Here is a 20,174-nt window from a genome sequence, read left to right on the forward strand (position 1 = left end):
TGGTTCCCGCGTTTTGACAGGTCACGCCGCCCGGCGTGCGGTCCTGATCCTCAGCGCGAGCATGGGCGCGGGGCACGACGCCGCCGCGGCCGAGCTGGCCCGGCGGCTCTGCGCGCGGGGCGTGGACGCCGAGGTGGCCGACGTGCTCGACCTGCTGCCGCTGCGACTGGGGGCGGCGCTACGCGGCGGGTACGGCTGGATGATGCGCTCGGCCCCGTGGGCGTACGAGCTGATCTATCGGGCCTTCTTCGTGCCGCGCGGCGGGCCGGGGGGCGTGTCTCCCATGACCGCGCTGGTCGCGGTCCGGCTGCTGCGGCTGCTGCGGCGCCGGAGGCCGGACGAGGTCGTGTCGGCGTTCCATCTCGCCGCGCAGGCGGCCGGGCACCTGCGGGCCCGCGGCCTGCTGCCGGTGCCGAGCACCGTGCTGCTCACCGACTTCGCGGCGCACCGGCTCTGGCTGCACCCGGGGAACGACCGATATCTCTGCCCCGACCCGGCGAGCGCGCGTGCGGTGCGGGCGGCGACCGGGCGGCCCGCCCACGCGCACGCCCCGCTCGTCCGGCCGGAGTTCCTGGAGCACCCGGCGGCGGCTCCGGGGGACGGCGTCACGCGCACGGTGCTGGTGTCCGCGGGGGCCTGGGGGGTGGGCGGTGTCGAGCGGACGGCCCGGATCCTGGCCCGCTCCGGCCGTTACGCGCCCGTCGTCCTGTGCGGGCGCAACGACGAACTGCGCCGCCGCCTCGCCCGCCGTCTGGGGCGGTCGGCGACCGCGCTCGGCTGGTGCGCCGACATGCCCGGCCTGCTGGCCGGGGCGTACGCGCTGGTGGACAACGCGGCCGGGCTGACCTGCCGGGAGGCGATGGCGTCGGGAGTGCCGGTGGTCTCCTTCCTGCCGATCCCGGGGCATGGGCGGGACGGCGCGCTGGCGATGGCGCGGGCCGGGCTGAGCGTGTACGCCCGGGACGCCGGGGAGCTGCTCGCCGCGCTCGACCGGATCGGGACGCCGGGCGGGAGGGAGCGGCACGCGGCCGCCGCCGCGGCGCTGTTCGCCGCCGCGCCCGCCGAGTCGTTCTTCACTCCGGTAGTGCCATCAGGTCTCCCTGGCGGATCTGCGGCGACTGGGCCAGCTTGACGCTGCCGTAGAAGATCAGGCCGACGCCGATCAGCTCGGCCGCGATCCAGCCGCCCAGCCGGATGGTCTCGCCGAAGAGCGCGACGCCGAGGCCGATGCTCGCCACGGGGTCGGAGATGTTGAGCGTCGGCTGGACGACGACGAGGTTGCCGCTCTGCAGGGCGTTCTGCAGCAGGTAGACGCTGAAAACGCCGGCCGCGACCATGGCGTACACCGGCCACGTGGTCAGCAGATGGGCTTCCTCGGAGTTGAAGAGGCGGGTGCTCTCCTTCATCAGCGCCGCGGTGAAGGCGAAGCCGAGGCCGGAGGCGGTCCCGAGCAGGGCCGCCCGCCGCGAGCCCTGGGTGATCTTCGCCGTCGCGATGAGGTACGCCAGGATGGCGCCGCACACCACCGTGACGATGACCCAGTCGGCGGCGTCCGGAGCCCGGGTCCCGTGTCCGGGGCTCGCGGAGGCGAGCAGGACCGCCAGCCCGATGGTGAGGGCGATGATGGCCCGCCACAGGCTCCAGTTCAGCTTGATCCGGTACATCAACCAGATGATCAGCATGGTGAACGGCAGCTCCGTGATGAGCAGCGGTTGCACCAGCGCGAGCGTCCCGAAATTGAGGGCGCTGGCCTGGAGGAGGAAGCCGCCGATCAAAGCGACGATGCCGCTCAGCCAGACCGGTTTGCGCATCATGTCCCACAGCAGCACCAGCTTGAAGGCGTCGCTCTGGGGCGCGGTGCGCGCCGCCCGGCGCTGCAACACCGACGAGAGGGCGTTGCAGGCCGCCGCGAGCACGGCCAGGAGCACCGCGATCACCGGCGCCCGGCCTTCAGGGGGGCGTGCTGTCCGTCGATGGTGGTCATAGGGCCGAGCATCGGGGAACCCGGACCCCGCGCAAGGGTTCCACGCCGGTCGGGGCGCGGCCGCGACTCGGCCTTGCCTGCCGCTTGGCCGATCTTCTCCTGGCCTGATCGTGGCAGGCTAGGTTAGCCTAAGCAAAGTTAGGCATGCCTAAGTTGATGGAGGCCCCATGACCGTCGCCTATCGGCCGTTCCGCCTGCACGTCGCCCGTACCGAGCGGCTCAGCCCGACCTTCGTACGGGTCACGTTCGCGGGTGAGGAGCTGTCCGGGTTCGGGCACGACGGGTACGACCAGCGGGTCAAGGTCGTGGTGCCGCTGCCGGACGCCGGGCTGGACGCCTTCCCCACCGGGCCGGACTGGTTTCCGATCTGGCGCGATCTCCCGGAAGACAGGAAGAACCCGATCCGCACCTACACCGTGCGTGCCCTGCGCGAGGCTCCTGGCCGGCACCGCGAGCTGGACGTCGACTTCGCGTTGCACGGACCCGTGGGGGTCGCCTCCCGGTGGGCGGCGCAGGCGCGTCCGGGCAGCTCCGTGGTCATCGTCGGCCCCGACGCGCGGTATTCCGGCCCGCCGGTCGGGGTCGAGTGGGCGCCGCCGGCCGGCGCGACCCGGCTGCTGCTGGTGGGGGACGAGACCGCCGTCCCCGCCGTCTCCGCGATCGCCGAGACCCTCGGCGACTCCGCCGCCGTCCGGGTGCTCCTGGAGGTGCCCGGCCCCGGCGACGTCCTCGACCTGCGTGTCACGCCGAACGTCGAGGTCGCCTGGCTGCCCCGCGGTACGGCGCCGCACGGCGAGCTGCTGATCCCCGCCGTGCGCGACGCCGTACGGGAACTCGGGGTCGCGGCGGGCGGGCCGGAGCGGGGCGAGGAGTCCGGCGACGGCCCCGGCGACGAGTCTCCTGAGCGCCTCTGGGACGTGCCCGAGCGGGCGTCCGGCGGCTTCTACGCCTGGCTGGCCGGTGAGATGGGCGTGGTCCGCGAGCTGCGCCGCCACCTGGTGCGGGAGCTGGGCGTGGATCGCTCGTGCGTCGCCTTCATGGGCTACTGGCGGCAGGGGGCGCCCGAGCACGATTGAGCCCATTGCTATGTTCCTTCTGATCTGATCCGCGGCGTTTAGTGTGGTTCGGGTGGAGGGGATGGGCGGACGGCGGGGAGCGTGACGGGTGCTGGAGAGTTTGCGGACCCGCGTGCGGTACTGGTTCGACGGCACGATGGACCGGGGCACCCCCGCGCTGATCGGCTGGCTGGGGCTCGCCTCGGTCGCGCTGATCGCGGTGGTCACGGTCCTGATCGTGGTCTTCACCGACGAGGACGCCGAGGACAACAACGGCTGGATCGGCGTGGCGTGGATGAGCCTGCTGCGCACGCTCGACCCGGGCACGATGGGCGGCGACACCGGTAGCCCGGTCTTCCTGGGCCTGATGCTCGCTGTCACGGTCGGCGGCATCTTCATCGTCAGCGCCCTCATCGGTGTGCTCACCACCGGCCTGGACGCGCGGATCGCCGAGCTGCGCAAGGGCCGCTCCCAGCTCGTCGAGCACGGGCACACGATCATCCTGGGCTGGTCGGAGCAGGTCTTCACGGTGATCGGCGAGCTGGTGACGGCCAACCAGAGCGCCCGCCGCTCGTGCGTGGTGGTCCTCGCCGACCGTGACAAGGTCGCCATGGAGGACCAGATCCGGATGCGGGTGCCCGACACCGGCCACACCCGGGTCATCTGCCGCTCCGGCAACCCGCTCAAGAAGGCGGACCTCGAACTCGTCAGCCCGGACACGGCGAAATCGATCATGGTGATGCCGCCGCAGGTCGAGGACGCCGACATCGACGTCATCAAGGTCCTTCTGCTGCTGAACAACCGGCCGTGGCGCGGCGCCCACCCGCACATCGTGGCCGCCGTCCAGGACTCCGAGAACCTCGCGGCGGCCCGGCTCGCCGCCGGGGAGTCGGCGCTCGTGATCGACGCCGACGACATCACGGTCCGCATGGTCGTCCAGTCGCACCGCCAGGCCGGCCTGTCCACGGTCTGCACCGACCTGCTGAATTTCGCCGGAAACGAGATCTACTTCCGGCCCGAGCCCGCGCTGGTGGGCAGCAAGTACGGCGAGGTGCTCAACGCGTACGAGCTGGGGGTGCCGATCGGGGTGCACAAGGCCGGCGGGCCGGTGATGGTCAACCCGCCGCCCGAAACCCCGATCGAGGCCGGCGACAGCATGATCGTGGTCGCCGAGGACGACCTGCTCATCCGCCTGGCCGGCCGACCGTTCCCCATCATCGAGGACGTGATCACCACCGCGCCGGAGCGGGAGCCGGTGCCGGACCGTACGCTGCTGATCGGCTGGAACGCCCGCGCCACCAAGATCATCGATTTGCTGGACCGGCTCGCCCCGCCCGGCTCGGTGGTGGACGTCGCCGCGCCCCACCGTCCCGTGCCCGCGGTGGAGAGCGAGCGGCAGAACCTGGTGGTCGGCTACAAGATGTGCGAGCCGACCAGCAGGCGGTCGCTGGAGGCGCTCGACCTGGGGTCGTACCAGCACATCGTGGTGCTCTCGAACGACGGCGTCGATCCGGACCGGGCCGACGACCGTACGCTGGTCACGCTGCTCCACCTGCGCGACATCGAGGTGCGGCTGGGCGATCCGTACTCGATCGTCACGGAGATGAACGACGACAACAACCGCGAGATCGCCCAGGTCACCAAGGCGGACGACTTCATCGTCAGCAGCAAGCTGATCTGCCTGCTGCTGACCCAGCTCGCCGAGAACCGCGACCTGTACGCCGTCTTCGCCGACCTGTTCGATCCGGCGGGGTCGGAGGTCTATCTCAAACCCGCCGTGGACTACGTGCGGCCGGGCGTGGAGGCGAACTTCGCGACCGTCATCGAGTCGGCGCGGCGCAGGGGAGAGGTCGCGATCGGGTACCGCCGGGGCCGGCTCAGTGACGAGCCGCCCGCCTACGGCGTGACGCTCAACCCGCCCAAGGGTGTGCCGCTGGTCCTGGGCGAGGGCGACCACGTCATCGTCGTCGCCGAGGACTGAACCGTGAACGGTGTGCCGCGGATGAGGCCGGTCAGAGCAGTCCGAGCACGTCCTGTTCGCCGCGGCTCTCGATGACCTTGTTGATGGCGTCCACCATCTCCTGGCGGCTGTAGCTGCGGTCGGGCATCTCGTTCAGATGCGTGAGCATGTCGGCCGGCAGGCTCACCCGGGCGGACGCCGAGGCGTAGACCTCGCGGCGGGTGGCCCGCTCGCGGTCATGGAAGACCTCGTCCAGGACCTTCCGCATCTCCTCAAGCGCGGCACGCTCAGCCATGGCCACCCCTCCTCGGACCTCATGCAGCGCCACTACCCGCACAGATCCGGGCCACGCGCGTGCCGGGCTCAGTAGGACTTCAGGGAGATCGAGGTCGCCGCCTCGTGGATCTTGGCCGTCACGCGCTCGGCCATGCCGGCGGATCCGGGCAGGTGGGGCAGCAGGCGCAGCATGAACATCTGGAACCGCATCTGGAACGCCGACTTCATGACCATCCCCTTGAGGTTGCTCTCGGCCAGGGCCTGGTTGGCCGCGACGAAGGGCCGCAGCTCGCGCTCGTACGCGGCGAAGCCGGCGACATGGTCGCCGGACGCGGCGGCCAGCTCCCCGGCCAGCACGTACGCGCCGACGAGGGAGAGGCTGGTGCCCTGCCCCGAGGCCGGGGACGCGCAGTATGCGGCGTCGCCCACCAGGACGACCCGCCCCTTGGACCAGGTGTCCATGTGGACCTGGCTGAGCGAGTCGAAGTAGAAGTCGGGCGCGTCCGCCATGGCGCCGAGGAGTCGCGGCACCTCCCAGCCGTGGTCGGCGAACCGCTCGGCGACCACCTTCTTCTGGCCCTCGATGTCGTGCCGGTCGGCGGTGAGGCCGTCCGAGGCGAAGAGGAACATCGCGCGGGCGTCGGCGGCGCGGGCCGTGGCGTACATGAGGGCGGACGCCCCGGGCTCGGCGCGGCCCATCTCGACGCGGTCCAGGTTCAGGTGGTTGGGCACCGTGAAGATCGAGATGTGGTGGCCGAGGTCGCGGGTGAACCGGCCCTCCTCGCCGAAGGCCAGCCGGCGCACGTTCGAGTGCAGCCCGTCGGCGCCGACGACCAGGTCGAACACGCGTGACGGGCCGCGCTCGAAGGTGACGAGCACGCCGTCCTCGGTCTCGGTCAGCGAGGTGATCGAGTCGTCGAAGACGTACTCCACGCGGTCGGCGGTCGCCTCGTGGAGGAGGCTGCCGAGGTCGCCGCGCATGATCTCGACGTCGGTGTTCTCACGGCCGCCGAACAGCGCGGCGTCCATGCTGGCGACCCGCTTGCCATCGGCGTCCACGAAGTGGGCGACCTTCATGTCCGTGCTGAGCGCCTCGATCCGCGGCAGCAGGCCCATCCGCTCCACCACGTCGAGGGCGGCGCCCCGGATGTCGACCTTGTAGCCGCCGTCCCGCAGGGCGGGGGCGCGCTCGACCACCGTCGGCGCGAAGCCGTACTCGCTGAGCCAGTACGCGAGCGTCGGGCCGGCGATGCTGGCGCCGGAGATCAGGACCGTCTTCATGGGAACTCCTCGGGGGATTCGGTGGGGGCCGATGTGATCGACTGTACAGATGTCTCAGAAGGATGTCTAGTACAAATGTCTCAGACGATGGGGTAGTCTGATCGCCATGGGAAATCGCGAAGACCTGCTCGCCGGAGCCAAGCGCTGCCTCTACGAGAAGGGGTACACGCGCACCACCGCGCGCGACATCGCGGCGGCGTCCGGCACCAGCCTGGCCTCCATCGGCTACCACTTCCGGTCCACGAAGGCCCTGCTCAACGAGGCGCTCGTCGACACCATGCGCGAGTGGGGCGACGAGTTGGAGCGTGCGCTCGGCACGGACACCGGCATGCGCCCCGGCTCACAGGAGCGGTTCGAGGCGATCTGGGAGCGGGTGGTCGGCTCGTTCGTCGAGCGGAGGCCGCTGTGGGCCACCCAGTTCGAGGTGATCACCCAGCTCGACCACCTGCCGGAGATGCGCGAGGCCTTCGGCACCGGCCTGGAGGAGGCGCGGTACGGCCTCGCCGAGATGTTCGACCCGGACGCCGACCCCGAGACGCTCCGCGTGACCGGCCGGCTCTACCAGACGCTGCTCAGCGGCCTGCTGTCGCAGTGGCTGATCGACCCCGAGCACGCGCCCACCGGCCGCGACCTCGCCGCGGCCATCAGAGCCGTCGCCGCGGGCTTCGCCCGCTGATCCGGAAGCGCTCGCCCGGAACCGCTGCCCCGGAACCGCGTTGGACGCCCCCGGCCCCCGGTCCTCCTGCCGTGTCCTGCCTCGCTACATTGCGGATCATGCTTAGGGGCAGAGAACACGACCAGCGCGCCATCGAGGATCTCCTGGACGGCGCGCGGGCCGGGCGCAGCGGGGCCGTGGTCATCTGGGGCGACCCGGGCATCGGCAAGACGGCCCTCCTCGGCCATGCCGTGGAGAGGGCCGAGGGGTTCCGGATCCTGCGCAGCACCGGCGTGGAGACCGAGGCCGAGCTGCCGTTCGCGGCCCTGCACCAGCTGCTGCGGCCGGAGCTGGCCCGCGTGGCGACACTGCCCGAACCGCAGTCCGACGCGCTCAAGGGTGCGCTGGGGCTTGGCGGGGGAGCGGGCCATGATCGTTTCCTCATCAGCCTCGCCACGCTCTCCCTGCTGGCGGAGGCCGCGGAAGAGGGGCCGGTCCTCTGCCTGGTGGACGACGCCCACTGGCTGGATCAGGCGTCCGCCGACGCGCTGCTGTTCGCCGCGAGACGCCTTGACGCCGAGGGGATCGTGCTCGTCTTCGCCACGCGCGAGGGGTTCAGCGCACCCGGCCTGCCGGAGCGCAGGCTCGATCCGCTGGACGCCGAGGCCGCGGCAGCGCTGCTGGACGACCGGGATCCGGGACTGGCGGACGCGACCAGGGCCCGGGTGCTCGGGGAGAGCCGGGGCAACCCACTTGCGCTGATCGAACTACCCCGTACGGGAGATCCGCTCAAGCCGCTGCCCCTGCCACGCCGGATCCAGGAGGCGTATGAGGCCCGCATCGCGGCGCTGCCACCGAATGCCCGGACGATGCTCTTGCTCGCCGCGGTCGAGGGCACCGGAGATCTGGGCGTCGTGCTGCGCGCGGCGGAGCGGCTGGGCATCGGAGCGGAGGCACTCGGCGCCGCGGAAGGCATCCTCTCGCCGGATGGTGGAACGGTCACATTCGCGCATCCGCTGATGCGCGCGGCCGCCCTCCACGCCGCGCCGTTCGACCAGCGTCTCGCCGTACATCGGGTTCTCGTGGACGTCCTCCACGACCATGAGGACCGGCAGGCCTGGCACCTGGCCGCGGCAGCGGTCGGCCCCGATGAGCGCGCCGCGTCCGCGCTGGAGCGCACCGCGGCACGAGCCAGAGAACGGCACGGCCACGCGGCCGCCGCGGCGGCGCTCGAGCGGGCCGCCGAGCTCACCACCGATCGGGAAAAGCTGGCCACGCGCCTGACCGAGGCCGCCGTGGCGGCGGCCGACGCCGGTCGGCCCGAGCGGGCACAGGGGCTGGCCGAGCGGGCGTCCCGCCTCGTCGACGACCCGCGCGCCATGGCCCGGCTGGCCGATCTGCGTGCCAGGGTGGCCTTCGAACGCGGCTCCGTCCACATTGCTCACGACCTCCTGGTCTCGGGCGCAGAACGCGTCGCCGAACTCGATCCGGTGGCGGCCGGGCTGATGCTCGTCGACGCGGGTCGCAACGCCTGGCAGCTCAGTGATCCGGAACGCCTCCAGGACGTGGCCGCAGGATTGCGCGCGCTGCGACTGCGTCCGGAAGACGGCCTGGAAACCGCGGTCGACGCCGTCGCCGCCGCGGCAGAATCCCTCAACCGCGGACCCACCGAGGGCCTGCCCGCCATGCGCCCCCTGGTGGACGATGCCAGGCGGATCGACCGGGAGGGCTACCAGCTGCGGATCAACGGCGCGTTCGTGGCCGGCCTGGTCGGCGATTTCGAGGCGCAGCGGGAGATCTCCTCCGCGCTCGTGGAGGAGTGCCGGACCCTGGGCATGACCGGATGGCTCCCGATCAGCTACGTGACGCTCGCCTCCGCCGAGCTCTACCTGAACCGGTTCCGCGGCGCGCTCGCCGACGCCACCGAAGGGCTGCGGATCGCCTCGGACGTCGGCCAGCCCCACCGGGCCGGCTACCTGACGGGCATCCTCGCCTGGCTCGCCGCCGTCCAGGGTGACGATGCTCGCTGCGCCGAGCTGGCCGCGTCCTGCGCCGACCACTTCAGCATCACCGGGATCGCCAACGGAACGGCCTGGGGCGAGTGGGCGCTGGCGCTGCTCGACTTGAGTCGTGGCCGTCACACGCGGGCGCTCGACCGCCTGGAGGGGGCGATGGCCGGTCCGGTACGCCACCAGATCCAGGCGGTTCATTTCGCCGCCGACCAGGTCGAAGCCGCGGTGCGGGCCGGGGAGCCCGAACGGGCGAAGAAGCCGATGGCACGGTTCGAGGAGTGGGCGGCCGCGGCCCGCCTTGACTGGTCGGACGCCGTGCTGCACCGCTGCCTGGCCCTGCTGGAGTCGAGAGAGGAGCACTATCTGGCCGCCCTGAGGTCGCACGCGCGCCCCTTCGAGCGAGCCAGGACCGAGCTGCTCTACGGCGAGTGGCTGCGCCGCGAGCGCCGCAAGCGCGAGGCGCGTACCTACCTGCGGGCCGCGACGGAGACCTTCCACCGTCTCGGCGCCCGACCCTGGGGTGACAGGGCGAGCGCCGAGTTGCGCGCAGCCGGAGAGGCGGTGGTCGCCTCCGCGGACGCCGACAAGCAGGCCGACCTGTCGCCGCAGGAGTTGCAGATCGTACGGCTGGCGGCCACGGGTCTGACGAACAGGGAGATCGGCGCCAGACTCTTCATCAGCGCCAAGACCGTGAGCTACCACCTCTACCGCGTCTTCCCCAAGCTTGGCGTCTCCTCCAGGGTCGAGCTGGCCAGGCTGGAACTAGGCGCGTCGTAGCGTTCCCGCCAGCGAGGCGAACGTCGCCAGGGCGACGCAGCCTCCCACCACCGCGCCGACGGCGGGCCACGGCAAGGTGATCGCGATCGGCCCGGCGATCTGGACCAGCGAGGCCCACAGCCCGGCCAGGGCGACAACGGCCACGCCACTCGCGACGATCACTCCGATCGCGACGACCAGCAGCGCCTCTCCGGCCACATATCGCAGGAGCTGGCCCCGGGTCGCGCCGAGGAGCCGCAGCGCCCCACGTTCGGCGGTGCGGTCGGAGGCGGCCATCAGCAGGGTGTTGACCAGCGCGATCGCGGTGTAGGCGAGGATGATGCCAAGGACCACGAGCAGCCCGAGACGGCTGGCGGAGCCGCGGCGGTCGGCGGCGTCGGCCGCCCACTCGCCTGTGGTGACAGCCCGCGCGTTGTGCCCCGCCGTGGCCTTCTCCAGCAGGGTTTCGGCCGTCTCCCGAGAGGTGCCCGGACGCAGCTTGACGTAGGCCGTCGTCACCGGAGCGGAGAAGGCGTGGGCCGGGGAGATGTAGGAGTCGGCCGGGGCGTCGGCCCCGAGCAGTCCGACCACCTTCAGTGAGACTTCACTGCCGTCCGCGCGCCACAGTTCGGCGGTGTCGCCAAGGCTCAGCTCCCAGGTTTCCGAGACCACGATGCCGTGGTCATCGAGATCGGAGAGCGAACCCGCGATCAACGGCAGGTCCAGCATGGCGGGGAGCTTGGCCGGATCGACGGCCTCCGCCGGCCTCTGGATGAGCGCGGTGGCTCCCTCCAGGGTGTAGACGCTGGTCGGAGTGGTGGTGGCGACATCCACGCCGGGGACGGCGCGCAGCCGTTCGACGAGCTGCCGGTCCAGGCCCGCCGTACCGGTGGGCAAGACCAGATAATCGGCGAGCACTGGACGGGCCTGCATCGCGGCCTTGGCGGTGTCGGTCATCGCGGCCGCCCCGAGCAGCGCGGCGGCCAGGCCCACGGCGATCAGGACAGGGGCCACGGTGGCGGCGGTCTGCCTGGTGGAGGCGGCGGCGGCCGCAGGCACCACGGTGCCACCCGCTCCACGCAACCGCCCCAGAGGTACCGCGAGCAGCCGCGTGACCGGCCGTACGACCGCGGGGGTGAGCAGTCCGGCGGCGACGATCAGCAGCATCACGATCGGCATGAAGGACTTGTTGTTCGTGGCCCCGGTGGGGTCGGTGACGGCGGTCACGCCCATGCTGATCAGCGCGGCACAGAACAGGACAGCACCCGCCGCCCAGCGGCCCCAGCCCATCCCCCGGTCTTCGATCGCGGCTTCGCGCATCGCCTCGGCCGGATGCACCCGACCTGCTCTCCTGGCGGCGGCCGCCACACCGGACACGGCAACCGCCACACCGGTGCAGAAAGCGACGACGGAGGGCCAGGCAGCGGTGCTCGGTACCAGCCACGCAGGCGCCATTCCCAGGCCGACCAGCCAGTCCAGGATCGGCCCCGCAGCGAACGGCCCGGCCACCGCGCCGACCGCGGAGGCGATGACCGCGACGATCCCGGCCTCGCCGTACAGCATCCACCGCACCTGGCGGCGGGTCGCGCCCACCGTGCGCAGCAGCGCGAATTCCCGCCGCCGCTGCGCCACCGCGAAGGCGAACGTCGACGAGACCACGAAGACGGCGATGAAGACGGCGAAGCCGGCCGCGATGCCGACGATCGTGTTGGCGTTGTCGCGGGCACGCCCGTCGCTCACACGCGTGGGATCGACCAGCGCGCGGTCCTGTCCGGTGAGCACCCTGGCCCCGCCCCCCACGCTGGGCACCGGATGCCACAGGGCGAGCGCGTCGATCCGCGGAGACAGCGTCGCCGCCTCCGCGTCGGTGAAGAACACCGTGGACGGCGCGGTCGTCACACCCACCACGGTGTACGGCCGGACGCCGCCGGCCGTGACGACCCGGACTTTCAGGCCGACCTGGGCGCCCGCACTCACCACGATCTCATTGCCGGTCTTCGGGGCCCTCCCCTGGATGAGCTTCTGCGGTGCCGTACGGGAAGCGGACCAGGGCCGTCCTGTGGAGTCCGGGCCGTCGACGAGCCGGGCGGGGAAGGCGCGGTCCACGACCGCGTCGGGAAAGCGGGCGACGAGCTCGTCGGGCAGTCCGCGCGGCTCGGCGAGCGGAGCGCTCTGTTCGCCCTGCCAGGTGCCGACGGTCAGCCGGTTGTCCGGCACCACCACGACCGGGGCGGAGGCGTACCGCTGCGGGGCCCGGTCGGGTGAGCCGACCGTCGTGTCCAGTACCTGGCCCATCGCGGCGATCAGCGCCGCGCCGAGGGCGAGCGCGACGAATGTGCCGATGAAGGAGGTCAGGCGGGTACGCAGAGTGCTCAGGGCGATGCTCAGCACGACTCCTCCAGCGTCAACATCCGGGAGGCGACGGCCTCGGGTGTGGGGTCGGCCAGCTCGCCGCAGACCCGGCCGTCGGCCAGGAACAGCACCCGGTCGGCGTAGGCGGCCGCGGCGGGGTCGTGGGTGACCATCACGATGGTCTGCGCCTGTTTGTCGACCAGGGAGCGCAGCAGGCGCAGCACATCCCGGCTGGTGTTGGTGTCCAAGGCGCCGGTCGGCTCGTCACCGAAGAGTACGGCGGGCCGGGTGACCAGCGCCCGCGCGATGGCCACCCGTTGCTGCTGCCCTCCGGACAGCTCGGCCGGACGGTGCGCCGCCCGGTCGGCGAGTCCGACGGAGGCCAGGCTCTGCTCGACGAGTTCGGGATCCGGGCGGCGACCCGCCAGGCGTAACGGCAGGGCGACGTTCTGCGCCGCGGTCAGCGACGGCAGCAAATTGAAGGACTGGAACACGAACCCGATCCGGTCACGCCGTAACAGCGTCAGCTTCCGCTCGCTCAGCCGGGTCAGATCCCTGCCGTCCACCACGACGTGCCCCGACGTGGGTTTGTCCAGGCCCGCGGCGCACTGCAGCAAGGTCGACTTGCCCGATCCGGAAGGTCCCATCACGGCGGTGAAGGTGCCGTGATGGAATCCGATCGTCACGTTGTCGAGCGCCGTGACCCCGTGGCTGTAGTGCTTGGTGACTGACGCCAGTTCCACAGTGGTGTGCAGGCGTTCCATGAGTTTCACGGTGATTCGCTTCCGTTCAGGTCAAGATGTTCCCCGTGATCGGAACGCTACGGAGGCGGCTGTCGGCCCGGTATCGGACATGTGACCAGCGCCTGTGACGGCATGGGAGTGATTTTCGCGTGACAATCTACGCGTGAACGGATATCCGCGGCGATTATTTCTGCAGCTCAGCGGTATCGCCGCGGCGGGAGCGTTGGTCTCGGGGTGCACCGGCCACACCGGAACCGAGCGCGGGTACGCGGACGCCTTCGCCCTCCTGCGCCGCAGGTGGCGGGAGGTCACCGCCGGGTCGGGGTTCGACGCGGCGGCGGCGCCGTACCAGAACCGGCTGGCGACGCTCGGGACGGTGGCGGCCGGCCACCGCGACACCATGACGCCGACCGCCTCGTCACTCTGGCCCGACCTCGCCTTCCCCTCCTTCGCCACCACCCCGGCGCGGCTGCGCGCCATGGCCCGCGCGTACGCGCTGCCGGGGACCGGGCTGACCGGCGACCCGGGGCTCGGCGCGGCCGTCGCCACCGGGATCGACCACTACCGGCGGCACGTGTACGCCGACGGCGCCGACCCGGCCGGGAACTGGTGGACCTGGCAGATCGGCGTCCCGAAGGCGCTGCCGGACGCCGCCCTCCTGATCGGCCCGCACCTCACCGCACGGCAGAGCGCCGCTCTGGGGGACGCGGTGGACCACTTCGTCCCCGAGCGCCTGCTGGACGACTACGACGGCACCAGCACCGGGGCCAACCGGGTGGACCTGTGCATGGTGACGCTGCTGCGCGCCGTGCTCGGATCCGACCCGGACCGGGCCGCGCTCGCCGTCGCCGCCCTCGCGCCGGTCTTCCCGTACGTGCGGGAAGGCGACGGCTTCCACCGGGACGGCTCGTTCATCCAGCACACGTACGTCCCCTACCAGGGCGGATACGGCGTGGTGCTGCTCTCCGGCCTCGCGACGCTGTTCGCGGTGCTGCGCGGCTCGCCCTGGGAGATCGCCGCCCCGCACCGGCAGGTCGTGCTCGACGCGGTCGAGAGGTCGTTCGTGCCGTTCGTCCATGACGGGTTCTGCATGGACCTCGTCCGCGGCCGGGGCGTCGGCCGGCAGCCGTACGGCGACCACGTGAAGGGGCGCGAGATCGCCGCGGCGATCCTGCTGCTGGGGGAGACGGCCTCCGCCGCCGAACGCGCGCGGTGGCAGGCCATGGTCAAGGGGTGGGCGCTGCGGGACACCTCGGTCTCCATGCTCAGGACGGCCGAGCGCGCCGACCTGGGGTTCCACGCCCGGCTGGCCACGATCATGGCCGACGACGCGATCCCGGCGGCCGACGAGCCCTCCGGACACCGGCTGTTCCCGGCGAGCGCCCGCGCCGTCCACCGCCGTCCCGGCTGGTGCGCGGCGCTGAGCATGACCTCCCACCGCGTCGGCCACTACGAACACGGCAACGGCGAGAACCCGCGCGGCTGGCACACCGGCTCCGGGATGCTCTACTGGTGGGCCGAGGGCCACGGCGACCAGTACTCCGACCACTTCTGGCCGACCGTGGACCCGTACCGGCTGCCCGGGACGACCGTGTCCACCCGGCGGCTCCCGGACGGCGCCGGGGAGGCGTGGGGCGCCACCCGCCCGCCGGGCCGCTGGGTCGGCGGCGCCACCGACGGCGTGTACGCGTCGGTCGGTCAGCACCTGAACGGCGTGGAGAGCAGCCTTGAGGCGTTCAAGTCGTGGTTCTTCCTCGACGACGGGGTGGTCTGCCTGGGCGCCGGGATCACCGCCGAGGACGGCGTCCCGGTCGAGACCGTGGTGGACAACCGCAGGACCGACGCCCCGCTCGTCGTGGACGCCCGGGCGGGCTGGGCGCACCTGGAGGGGCACGCGGGTTACGTCCTGTACGGCGGCGCGCGCCTGCGCCGGCTCCGCGAGGAGCGCCGCGGCGGGGTACCCCGGACGTATGTGACCCTGTGGCTCGACCACGGCGTGGACCCGGTCGCGGCCGGATACGCGTACCTGCTCCTGCCGGGGGCGAGCCGGGAACGCACCCGGGCCCGCGCCGCCGACCCGGCGTGGGTCGCGGTGCTCGCCAACACCGCCCGGACGCAGGCCGTACGGGTGCCGTCCCTCGGAATCACGGCGGTCAACTTCTGGACCGGCGGGACCGCCGGCGGCCTGACCGCCTCCGCTCCGTGCGCGGTCCTCGTCAGGGAGCGTGGTGACGGCACCGCCGCGCTGACCGTCTCCGACCCCCGCTGCGATCTGGACGAGCTGACCCTGACCTGGGACCGGCCGGTGGCCGGGGTGCTCGACCGCCATCCGCTTCTGGACGGCGCCGCGACCGGGGCCCGGCTCATCCTCCGCTTCGGGCGGCTGGCCGACCTCGACGGCGGCTCCATCACCGTGACCGTCCGCCTTGTGGACCCGTAGGCGGGGGGGTCCGCTATAGATCATTTCGTGATAGAAGAGCACGCACATCTGATGTCTCTTCTTGGGGTATTCGTGAAGAAGCTCGCACGACGTGCCGCGGCGCAGACGCTCGCCGCCGCCTTCCTTCTCACCGCCTTCACCGGCTCTGCCCACGCCAACGCGCAGGACGCCGACGCCGCGATCGCCCAGGAGTGGCAGACCGCGTGGGACACCTACCACTTCTCCGACACCACGCCCCCCGCCGAGGGCTCCGGGCGTCGCCGGGTCACGAGCAGCATCTCCATCGAGATCAACGCGCCCGCCGCGCGTGTCTTCCCGGCGTACTCCGACTTCAACCACCACATCGGCATGAACCCGTTCCTGCGCCGGGTCATCACCCACAAGGACTGGTGTAGCGCGGGCACCCGCAACATCAACCTCACCGCCATCGAGGAGATCCCGTACGAGGGCACGGTGGTCGTCAGCAAGACCCACGCACAGCAGCGCCTCCACGAGAAGGAGCTCTACTACGAGACGGACAGCTGGTCCTTCCCCGGCGTCGTCACGCACCAGAAGATCGTTTTCAACCAGCTGAAGGGCGGCAAGACCAAGGTCACCGAGAATCTCACCTTCGAGGCGGACGATGACATGATCGACTTCGCCGCCACGAACGGCGTCGCCGCCCACCAGCAGTTGCAGACGGCTCTCAAGCAGGCGATCGAGAGCGGCGCGCTCTGATCCGCGCCCCGCTGGCGCCGGATCGGTCCGGCGTCAGCGGGTGAGCATGTCGACCAGGCCGGCCAGCCCCTCGTCGCCGTGGCCGTCGGCGAGGCGGCGTTCCATCAACGTGGTGAACGGGGCCAGCAGCTCGGCGCTGACTCCCTGCGCGGTGGCCGTTCCCAGCAGGGTGGAGTTGCCCTGGACCATCATGGCCAGGTTCGAGGTCACCCCCTTGGCGTAGTCGCCGCTCTCCAGGTGTCCGGCCAGGCCGTACGCGTACCCGGTCATGGCCGTGAGCCATTCGGCCAGCAGGGGCGCGAGGTCCCCCGGCGCGACGTCCTCCTTGCGGACCAGGGCGAAGGCGTGCGTGACACCGGCGAACATCCCGGTCATCGCGCTCAGCAGCGCCACATCGTGGAGAGCCGCGAAGCCGGGGTCCTCGCCGACGTACCTGGTGCCGGCCGGTACGGCCAGCGTCCGCTGATGGTCGCCGAAGACGGCCTGCGAGCCGCTGTAGAAGACGAAGCCGCCCGACTCCGGGGAGCCGATCATCTGAGGGACCGCCATGATGCCGCCGTCCAGGTAGCGGGCGCCGCGCTGCTCCGCCCACTCGGCGCGGGCGCGGGCCTCGGCGGGCGTGCCGGTGGTCAGGTTGACCACGTTCTTGCCGGTGAGGTCGGCGCCGTCGAGCGTCTCGCCGACCGAGGCGTCGTCGAGCAGGCAGACCACCACGAGGTCGCTCGCGGCCACCGCCTCGGCGGCCGTACCGGCGACTTTCGCGCCCTCGGCGGCGAGCGGCTCCGCCCGGCCCGGCGTACGGTTCCACACGGTCAGCGGGTGCCCGGCGGCGAGCCAGGCGCGGGCGAGCGCCGTCCCCATGGCGCCGAGCCCGAGAAGGGTGAGGTGAGGCTTGTCGATACCGATGTCAGTCATGCCGATTAGGCTTGCCGCCGGCCCCCCGGGCGCTCAAGTACGCACTTTGAAGTGCGTGGTTACCCGGGGGTGAGCGAGCAGGCAGGGGGCGGGACATGGCGATCGGCCGGAGGCCGGGGGCGTATGTCTGCGGGATCGACGCGGCGATGGACGTGATCGGCGGCAAGTGGAAGGTGCTCATCCTGTGGGCGCTCAACGAGCGGCCCTGCCGTTTCGGCGAGCTGCGCCGGCTGCTGCCGGGCGTGACCGAGAAGGTGCTCGCCTCGCACCTGCGGGAGCTGGAGGCGGACGGCATCGTGCACCGGGAGGTGTACGACGAGGTGCCACCCCACGTCGAATACTCGCTGACCCCGCTCGGCGTCTCGCTCAACGAGGCGTTGCGGCCTCTGGGCGCGTGGGGGCGCGAAAACGTCCCCGGCGTCGCCCACGCCGCCGGTTAGTGCCCGGGGGCTAGCACCGGGTCGGCGTCCACGGGGAGCGCGGGGAAGTCGGCGATGGCGAGTCGGACCTGTTCGTCGCAGCCGTCCTGCCCGCACTCGCAGTCGAAGGCGCGAACGGCGCTCCGCGTGTCCCCGGACGCCCAGGGGCGGGCGAAGAAGGTCAGATGCTGCGTGACGACGGCCCTGTTGGCGTACCGCAGCAGGCGCCGCCGCTCCTGCGGTGTCGTGGCCACCGGACCGGTGTCGAGAGCGTCCGCGAAGATCCGTTCGACGTCGGCCACGGTCTCCTCGATGCCGCGTCGGCCGTCGACGACCAGCGTCGTGGCGCCGTACTCCTCCACCTCTTTCTCGATCACCTGGGCCAGTGATCGGTACAGGTCCACCACCCCTGGGGCCAGCTCCCGCGTGGCGAGCCGGGCTTCCCGCACCTCGGGCGACGGCAGCAGCCACACCGCCCGCGCCTCCGCCCCGGCCGCCGACGGCGTGATCGGTGTGCCCTCGGCGATGGTCAGCGGAGCCGCCGGGAGCGCGCGCAGGTCGTCGACGATCATCGGCCCGCGCTCCTCGTGCAGGGACATCGCGATCATGTCCTCGGGTGATGCCGACCAGCGCTCCGCGGGCGTCATGGCCTCCCAGCGGATCGCGGCCGGATGTCCGGCCGCGATGGCCCGGTCGCGGTGCTCCCAGGTGTGGACGTCAGCGTTGTACCAGCGCAGGCCGCGCCGTCGCGCGATCAGCCGCGCGACGGTCGTCTTGCCCGCCCCGGGTGGGCCGCCGATCCACAACACGGAGGAGAGGTCTCCCATCACTCCATGATGCCCGCACCGTCCCGGACGCCGGTCGCGAAAAGTGCGCACGGAATCCATTGGCTCTCATCAGCCGTCATTTTCGCTGATTCGAATATGGCGGACGTTTATGGCAAATGATGACAGAACTAAGCGTTTGATGGGTCGATGACGTGGTACAACGCCGATATGGCAGACAGCGATGGAACGCCCCCATATGGGATAGAGAATCACAGAATGCTGAGCAGGCGGAGCGTGCTCAGAGGAGGGACGTTCGCTGCGGCCTTGGCTTCCGCGGGAATCTACGAGTTGGTCGACGCGCTGGTCGGGCCACTCGAGCGCCCGCTGATCGCGACGGCTGGACAGCCCCTGCTTCCGGAGCAATATGCCATTCCGCATCCGCGGCACATTATGGACAACGGATTCGGAGTCGCCAGCGGTAAAGGTAAGATCCCCGTCCTGATCCCGCCGTTCCACAACCATATCGTCACGGCGAAGCTGAACGTGCCGGCGAACGCAAAGGCTCTGCAGGAGGCGCAGCGGCAGCTGGAAAGCGCGCTCCAACACCTGGAAAAGCAGTTCCCGCCTCCGCCGAGCGGGGTGGGTGTCGTGGTCGCCTGGGGACTCCCTTATTTCCAGCATTACATCCCCAGGCTCGAAAAGAGTTCGAGCTATTTCCACGCCGGAACGCCGTACCCGGCTTATTTGCCGGTTGACTTGATCACTTCCAAGGAGCGTGGCCACACCGTCTATGCGCTGCAGGAGGCCAGAACATTTCCGAGCGATGAGCCGCCTCCCGGCTTCGGGGCGGTCCGCCTGGAACAGAATGATGTGGCCGTGCTGCTGCGCGGCGACTCGCTCGACAACATCATGGCCGCCACGAACGCCATTTTCGGAACGGGAAACAACCAGGCGGGCGGCCTGTTCAAGGTGACGAGCATCCGCCGCGGCTTCACCGGTGGCGCCCACACCGGGGGTCAGGGGCTGGCGAGCAAGCTGGCGCTCGCGGCCGGCATTCCCGGCGCGGATTTGATCCCCAAGCATTCGCCGGTCTTCCTCGGATTCACCACCACACTCCGGGACGCGGAGAGCTCCGTCCCGGTCTCCAACTTTGAGGCGCTGCCCGGCTGGACCGACCAATGGCCCAACGGATATTTCAAACACGGGACGATCATGCCCCTCTCGCATCTGTTCCAGGACCTCGTCGCGTGGTACTCGAAAGCATTTCCGACCTTTGATGCTCGTATTCACGCGATGTTTCGTCCGGGAGTCTCCTTCGCGCCGGGAACCGTGACGGCGGACCCGCCCGAGCAAAAGGAGGCCGACGTCCTGAGTGACGCACAGAAATATCACGCGTACGGGCATAACGGAAGCATGCAGCCGGTGAACCGCCTGCAGGCGCAAACGACCAGCAACTACGGTCACGTCTATCCCGTCAACACGGCGATCACGAATCGCGGGGACTTCGCCACACTGGACAATCCATTTCACTACACTTCGGATCCCGCCGGCGACCATTACAGCAGTCAGAAGGCGGCCGGGCTGCATTTCCTGCTCTTCGCTCCGACCACCGAGATCTTCAATCGCGTGCGGCTCGCGATGGACGGCGAGTTCCCCGGCGGCAAGCGCGCCTCTTTCTCCCCACGCTCCTCGGGCGCCGGCTTGAATTCTGTTGTGCACACGACGCACCGGCAGAATTTCCTGATTCCCCCGCGCTCCCACCGTTCCTTCCCGCTCGCCGAGTTTCTCGCCTGACCTGGCGGGCCCGCCGGGGAGACCCCGGCGAGCGGCGGTCCGGACGGT

Annotated in this window: 16 protein-coding genes; 9 read left to right on the forward strand and 7 right to left on the reverse strand. The window is 71.1% G+C overall.

Going from position 1 to position 20,174, the window contains the following annotated elements; all coding sequences use genetic code 11:
* Positions 1 to 13 precede the first annotated feature (13 nt).
* Positions 14 to 1,132 (forward strand): MGDG synthase family glycosyltransferase, encoded by a 1,119-nt coding sequence (locus tag ACQP1V_RS01285; protein WP_433417970.1) that lies wholly within the window; start codon positions 14 to 16, stop codon positions 1,130 to 1,132.
* On the opposite strand, the gene ACQP1V_RS01290 is transcribed toward ACQP1V_RS01285, so the two are convergent.
* Positions 1,074 to 1,937 (reverse strand): DMT family transporter, encoded by an 864-nt coding sequence (locus ACQP1V_RS01290; protein ID WP_433417973.1) that lies wholly within the window; start codon positions 1,935 to 1,937, stop codon positions 1,074 to 1,076. The two genes, ACQP1V_RS01285 and ACQP1V_RS01290, sit on opposite strands and share 59 nt — an antisense overlap.
* Positions 1,938 to 2,151: 214 nt before the next feature.
* On the opposite strand from ACQP1V_RS01290, the gene ACQP1V_RS01295 reads away from it, so the two are divergent.
* Entirely contained in the window at positions 2,152 to 3,060 is a 909-nt protein-coding gene (locus tag ACQP1V_RS01295; RefSeq protein ID WP_433417976.1) for a siderophore-interacting protein, read from the forward strand.
* A gap of 88 nt (positions 3,061 to 3,148) precedes the next feature.
* The gene (locus ACQP1V_RS01300; protein WP_433417979.1) at positions 3,149 to 5,020 is read left to right on the forward strand and encodes a CASTOR/POLLUX-related putative ion channel; all 1,872 of its coding nucleotides are present in this window, start codon (positions 3,149 to 3,151) and stop codon (positions 5,018 to 5,020) included.
* Between the two features lie 31 nt (positions 5,021 to 5,051).
* Here ACQP1V_RS01300 and ACQP1V_RS01305 read toward each other — a convergent pair whose 3' ends face one another.
* Positions 5,052 to 5,294, reverse strand: coding sequence for a hypothetical protein (locus ACQP1V_RS01305; protein ID WP_387417334.1), 243 nt, complete (start codon positions 5,292 to 5,294; stop codon positions 5,052 to 5,054).
* A 68-nt stretch (positions 5,295 to 5,362) separates the two neighbouring features.
* Entirely contained in the window at positions 5,363 to 6,556 is a 1,194-nt protein-coding gene (locus ACQP1V_RS01310; protein ID WP_433417981.1) for an FAD-dependent monooxygenase, read from the reverse strand.
* Between the two features lie 106 nt (positions 6,557 to 6,662).
* Here ACQP1V_RS01310 and ACQP1V_RS01315 point away from each other — a divergent pair, with 106 nt between their 5' ends.
* Positions 6,663 to 7,232 (forward strand): TetR/AcrR family transcriptional regulator, encoded by a 570-nt coding sequence (locus ACQP1V_RS01315; protein WP_433417984.1) that lies wholly within the window; start codon positions 6,663 to 6,665, stop codon positions 7,230 to 7,232.
* 98 nt (positions 7,233 to 7,330) lie between these two features.
* The gene (locus ACQP1V_RS01320) at positions 7,331 to 10,000 is read left to right on the forward strand and encodes a helix-turn-helix transcriptional regulator (RefSeq protein ID WP_433417987.1); all 2,670 of its coding nucleotides are present in this window, start codon (positions 7,331 to 7,333) and stop codon (positions 9,998 to 10,000) included.
* Here the strand turns inward: ACQP1V_RS01320 and ACQP1V_RS01325 are convergent.
* Entirely contained in the window at positions 9,986 to 12,370 is a 2,385-nt protein-coding gene (locus ACQP1V_RS01325) for an FtsX-like permease family protein (RefSeq protein ID WP_433417989.1), read from the reverse strand. The genes ACQP1V_RS01320 and ACQP1V_RS01325 overlap by 15 nt on opposite strands.
* The gene (locus tag ACQP1V_RS01330) at positions 12,364 to 13,095 is read right to left on the reverse strand and encodes an ABC transporter ATP-binding protein (protein WP_433417992.1); all 732 of its coding nucleotides are present in this window, start codon (positions 13,093 to 13,095) and stop codon (positions 12,364 to 12,366) included. The genes ACQP1V_RS01325 and ACQP1V_RS01330 overlap by 7 nt, the downstream gene beginning before the upstream one ends.
* A 142-nt stretch (positions 13,096 to 13,237) precedes the next feature.
* Here ACQP1V_RS01330 and ACQP1V_RS01335 point away from each other — a divergent pair, with 142 nt between their 5' ends.
* Both ACQP1V_RS01335 and ACQP1V_RS01340 read left to right on the forward strand, forming a co-directional pair.
* The gene (locus tag ACQP1V_RS01335) at positions 13,238 to 15,514 is read left to right on the forward strand and encodes a polysaccharide lyase 8 family protein (RefSeq protein WP_433417995.1); all 2,277 of its coding nucleotides are present in this window, start codon (positions 13,238 to 13,240) and stop codon (positions 15,512 to 15,514) included.
* Positions 15,515 to 15,586: 72 nt separating this feature from the next.
* The gene (locus tag ACQP1V_RS01340; protein WP_387417327.1) at positions 15,587 to 16,231 is read left to right on the forward strand and encodes a hypothetical protein; all 645 of its coding nucleotides are present in this window, start codon (positions 15,587 to 15,589) and stop codon (positions 16,229 to 16,231) included.
* A gap of 33 nt (positions 16,232 to 16,264) precedes the next feature.
* Here ACQP1V_RS01340 and ACQP1V_RS01345 read toward each other — a convergent pair whose 3' ends face one another.
* Positions 16,265 to 17,146 carry an NAD(P)-dependent oxidoreductase gene (locus ACQP1V_RS01345; RefSeq protein WP_433417997.1) on the reverse strand — a complete coding sequence of 294 codons (882 nt, stop codon included), beginning with the start codon at positions 17,144 to 17,146 and terminating at the stop codon, positions 16,265 to 16,267.
* A 95-nt stretch (positions 17,147 to 17,241) separates the two neighbouring features.
* Between ACQP1V_RS01345 and ACQP1V_RS01350 the strand changes: the two genes are divergently transcribed.
* Positions 17,242 to 17,586, forward strand: a complete 345-nt coding sequence (locus tag ACQP1V_RS01350) for a winged helix-turn-helix transcriptional regulator (protein ID WP_387417325.1) — start codon at positions 17,242 to 17,244, stop codon at positions 17,584 to 17,586.
* Here ACQP1V_RS01350 and ACQP1V_RS01355 read toward each other — a convergent pair.
* Complete coding sequence (locus tag ACQP1V_RS01355) at positions 17,583 to 18,392, reverse strand: AAA family ATPase (protein WP_433418000.1); 810 nt, start codon at positions 18,390 to 18,392, stop codon at positions 17,583 to 17,585. The two genes, ACQP1V_RS01350 and ACQP1V_RS01355, sit on opposite strands and share 4 nt — an antisense overlap.
* Positions 18,393 to 18,608: 216 nt before the next feature.
* Here ACQP1V_RS01355 and ACQP1V_RS01360 point away from each other — a divergent pair, with 216 nt between their 5' ends.
* Positions 18,609 to 20,126: a DUF7405 family protein gene (locus ACQP1V_RS01360; RefSeq protein ID WP_433418003.1), complete on the forward strand. Its 1,518-nt coding sequence runs from the start codon at positions 18,609 to 18,611 to the stop codon at positions 20,124 to 20,126.
* Positions 20,127 to 20,174: the final 48 nt, after the last annotated feature.

Origin of the sequence: Microtetraspora malaysiensis, from assembly GCF_050947145.1 — a bacterium.
GTDB classification, from domain to species: domain Bacteria; phylum Actinomycetota; class Actinomycetes; order Streptosporangiales; family Streptosporangiaceae; genus Microtetraspora_A; species Microtetraspora_A malaysiensis.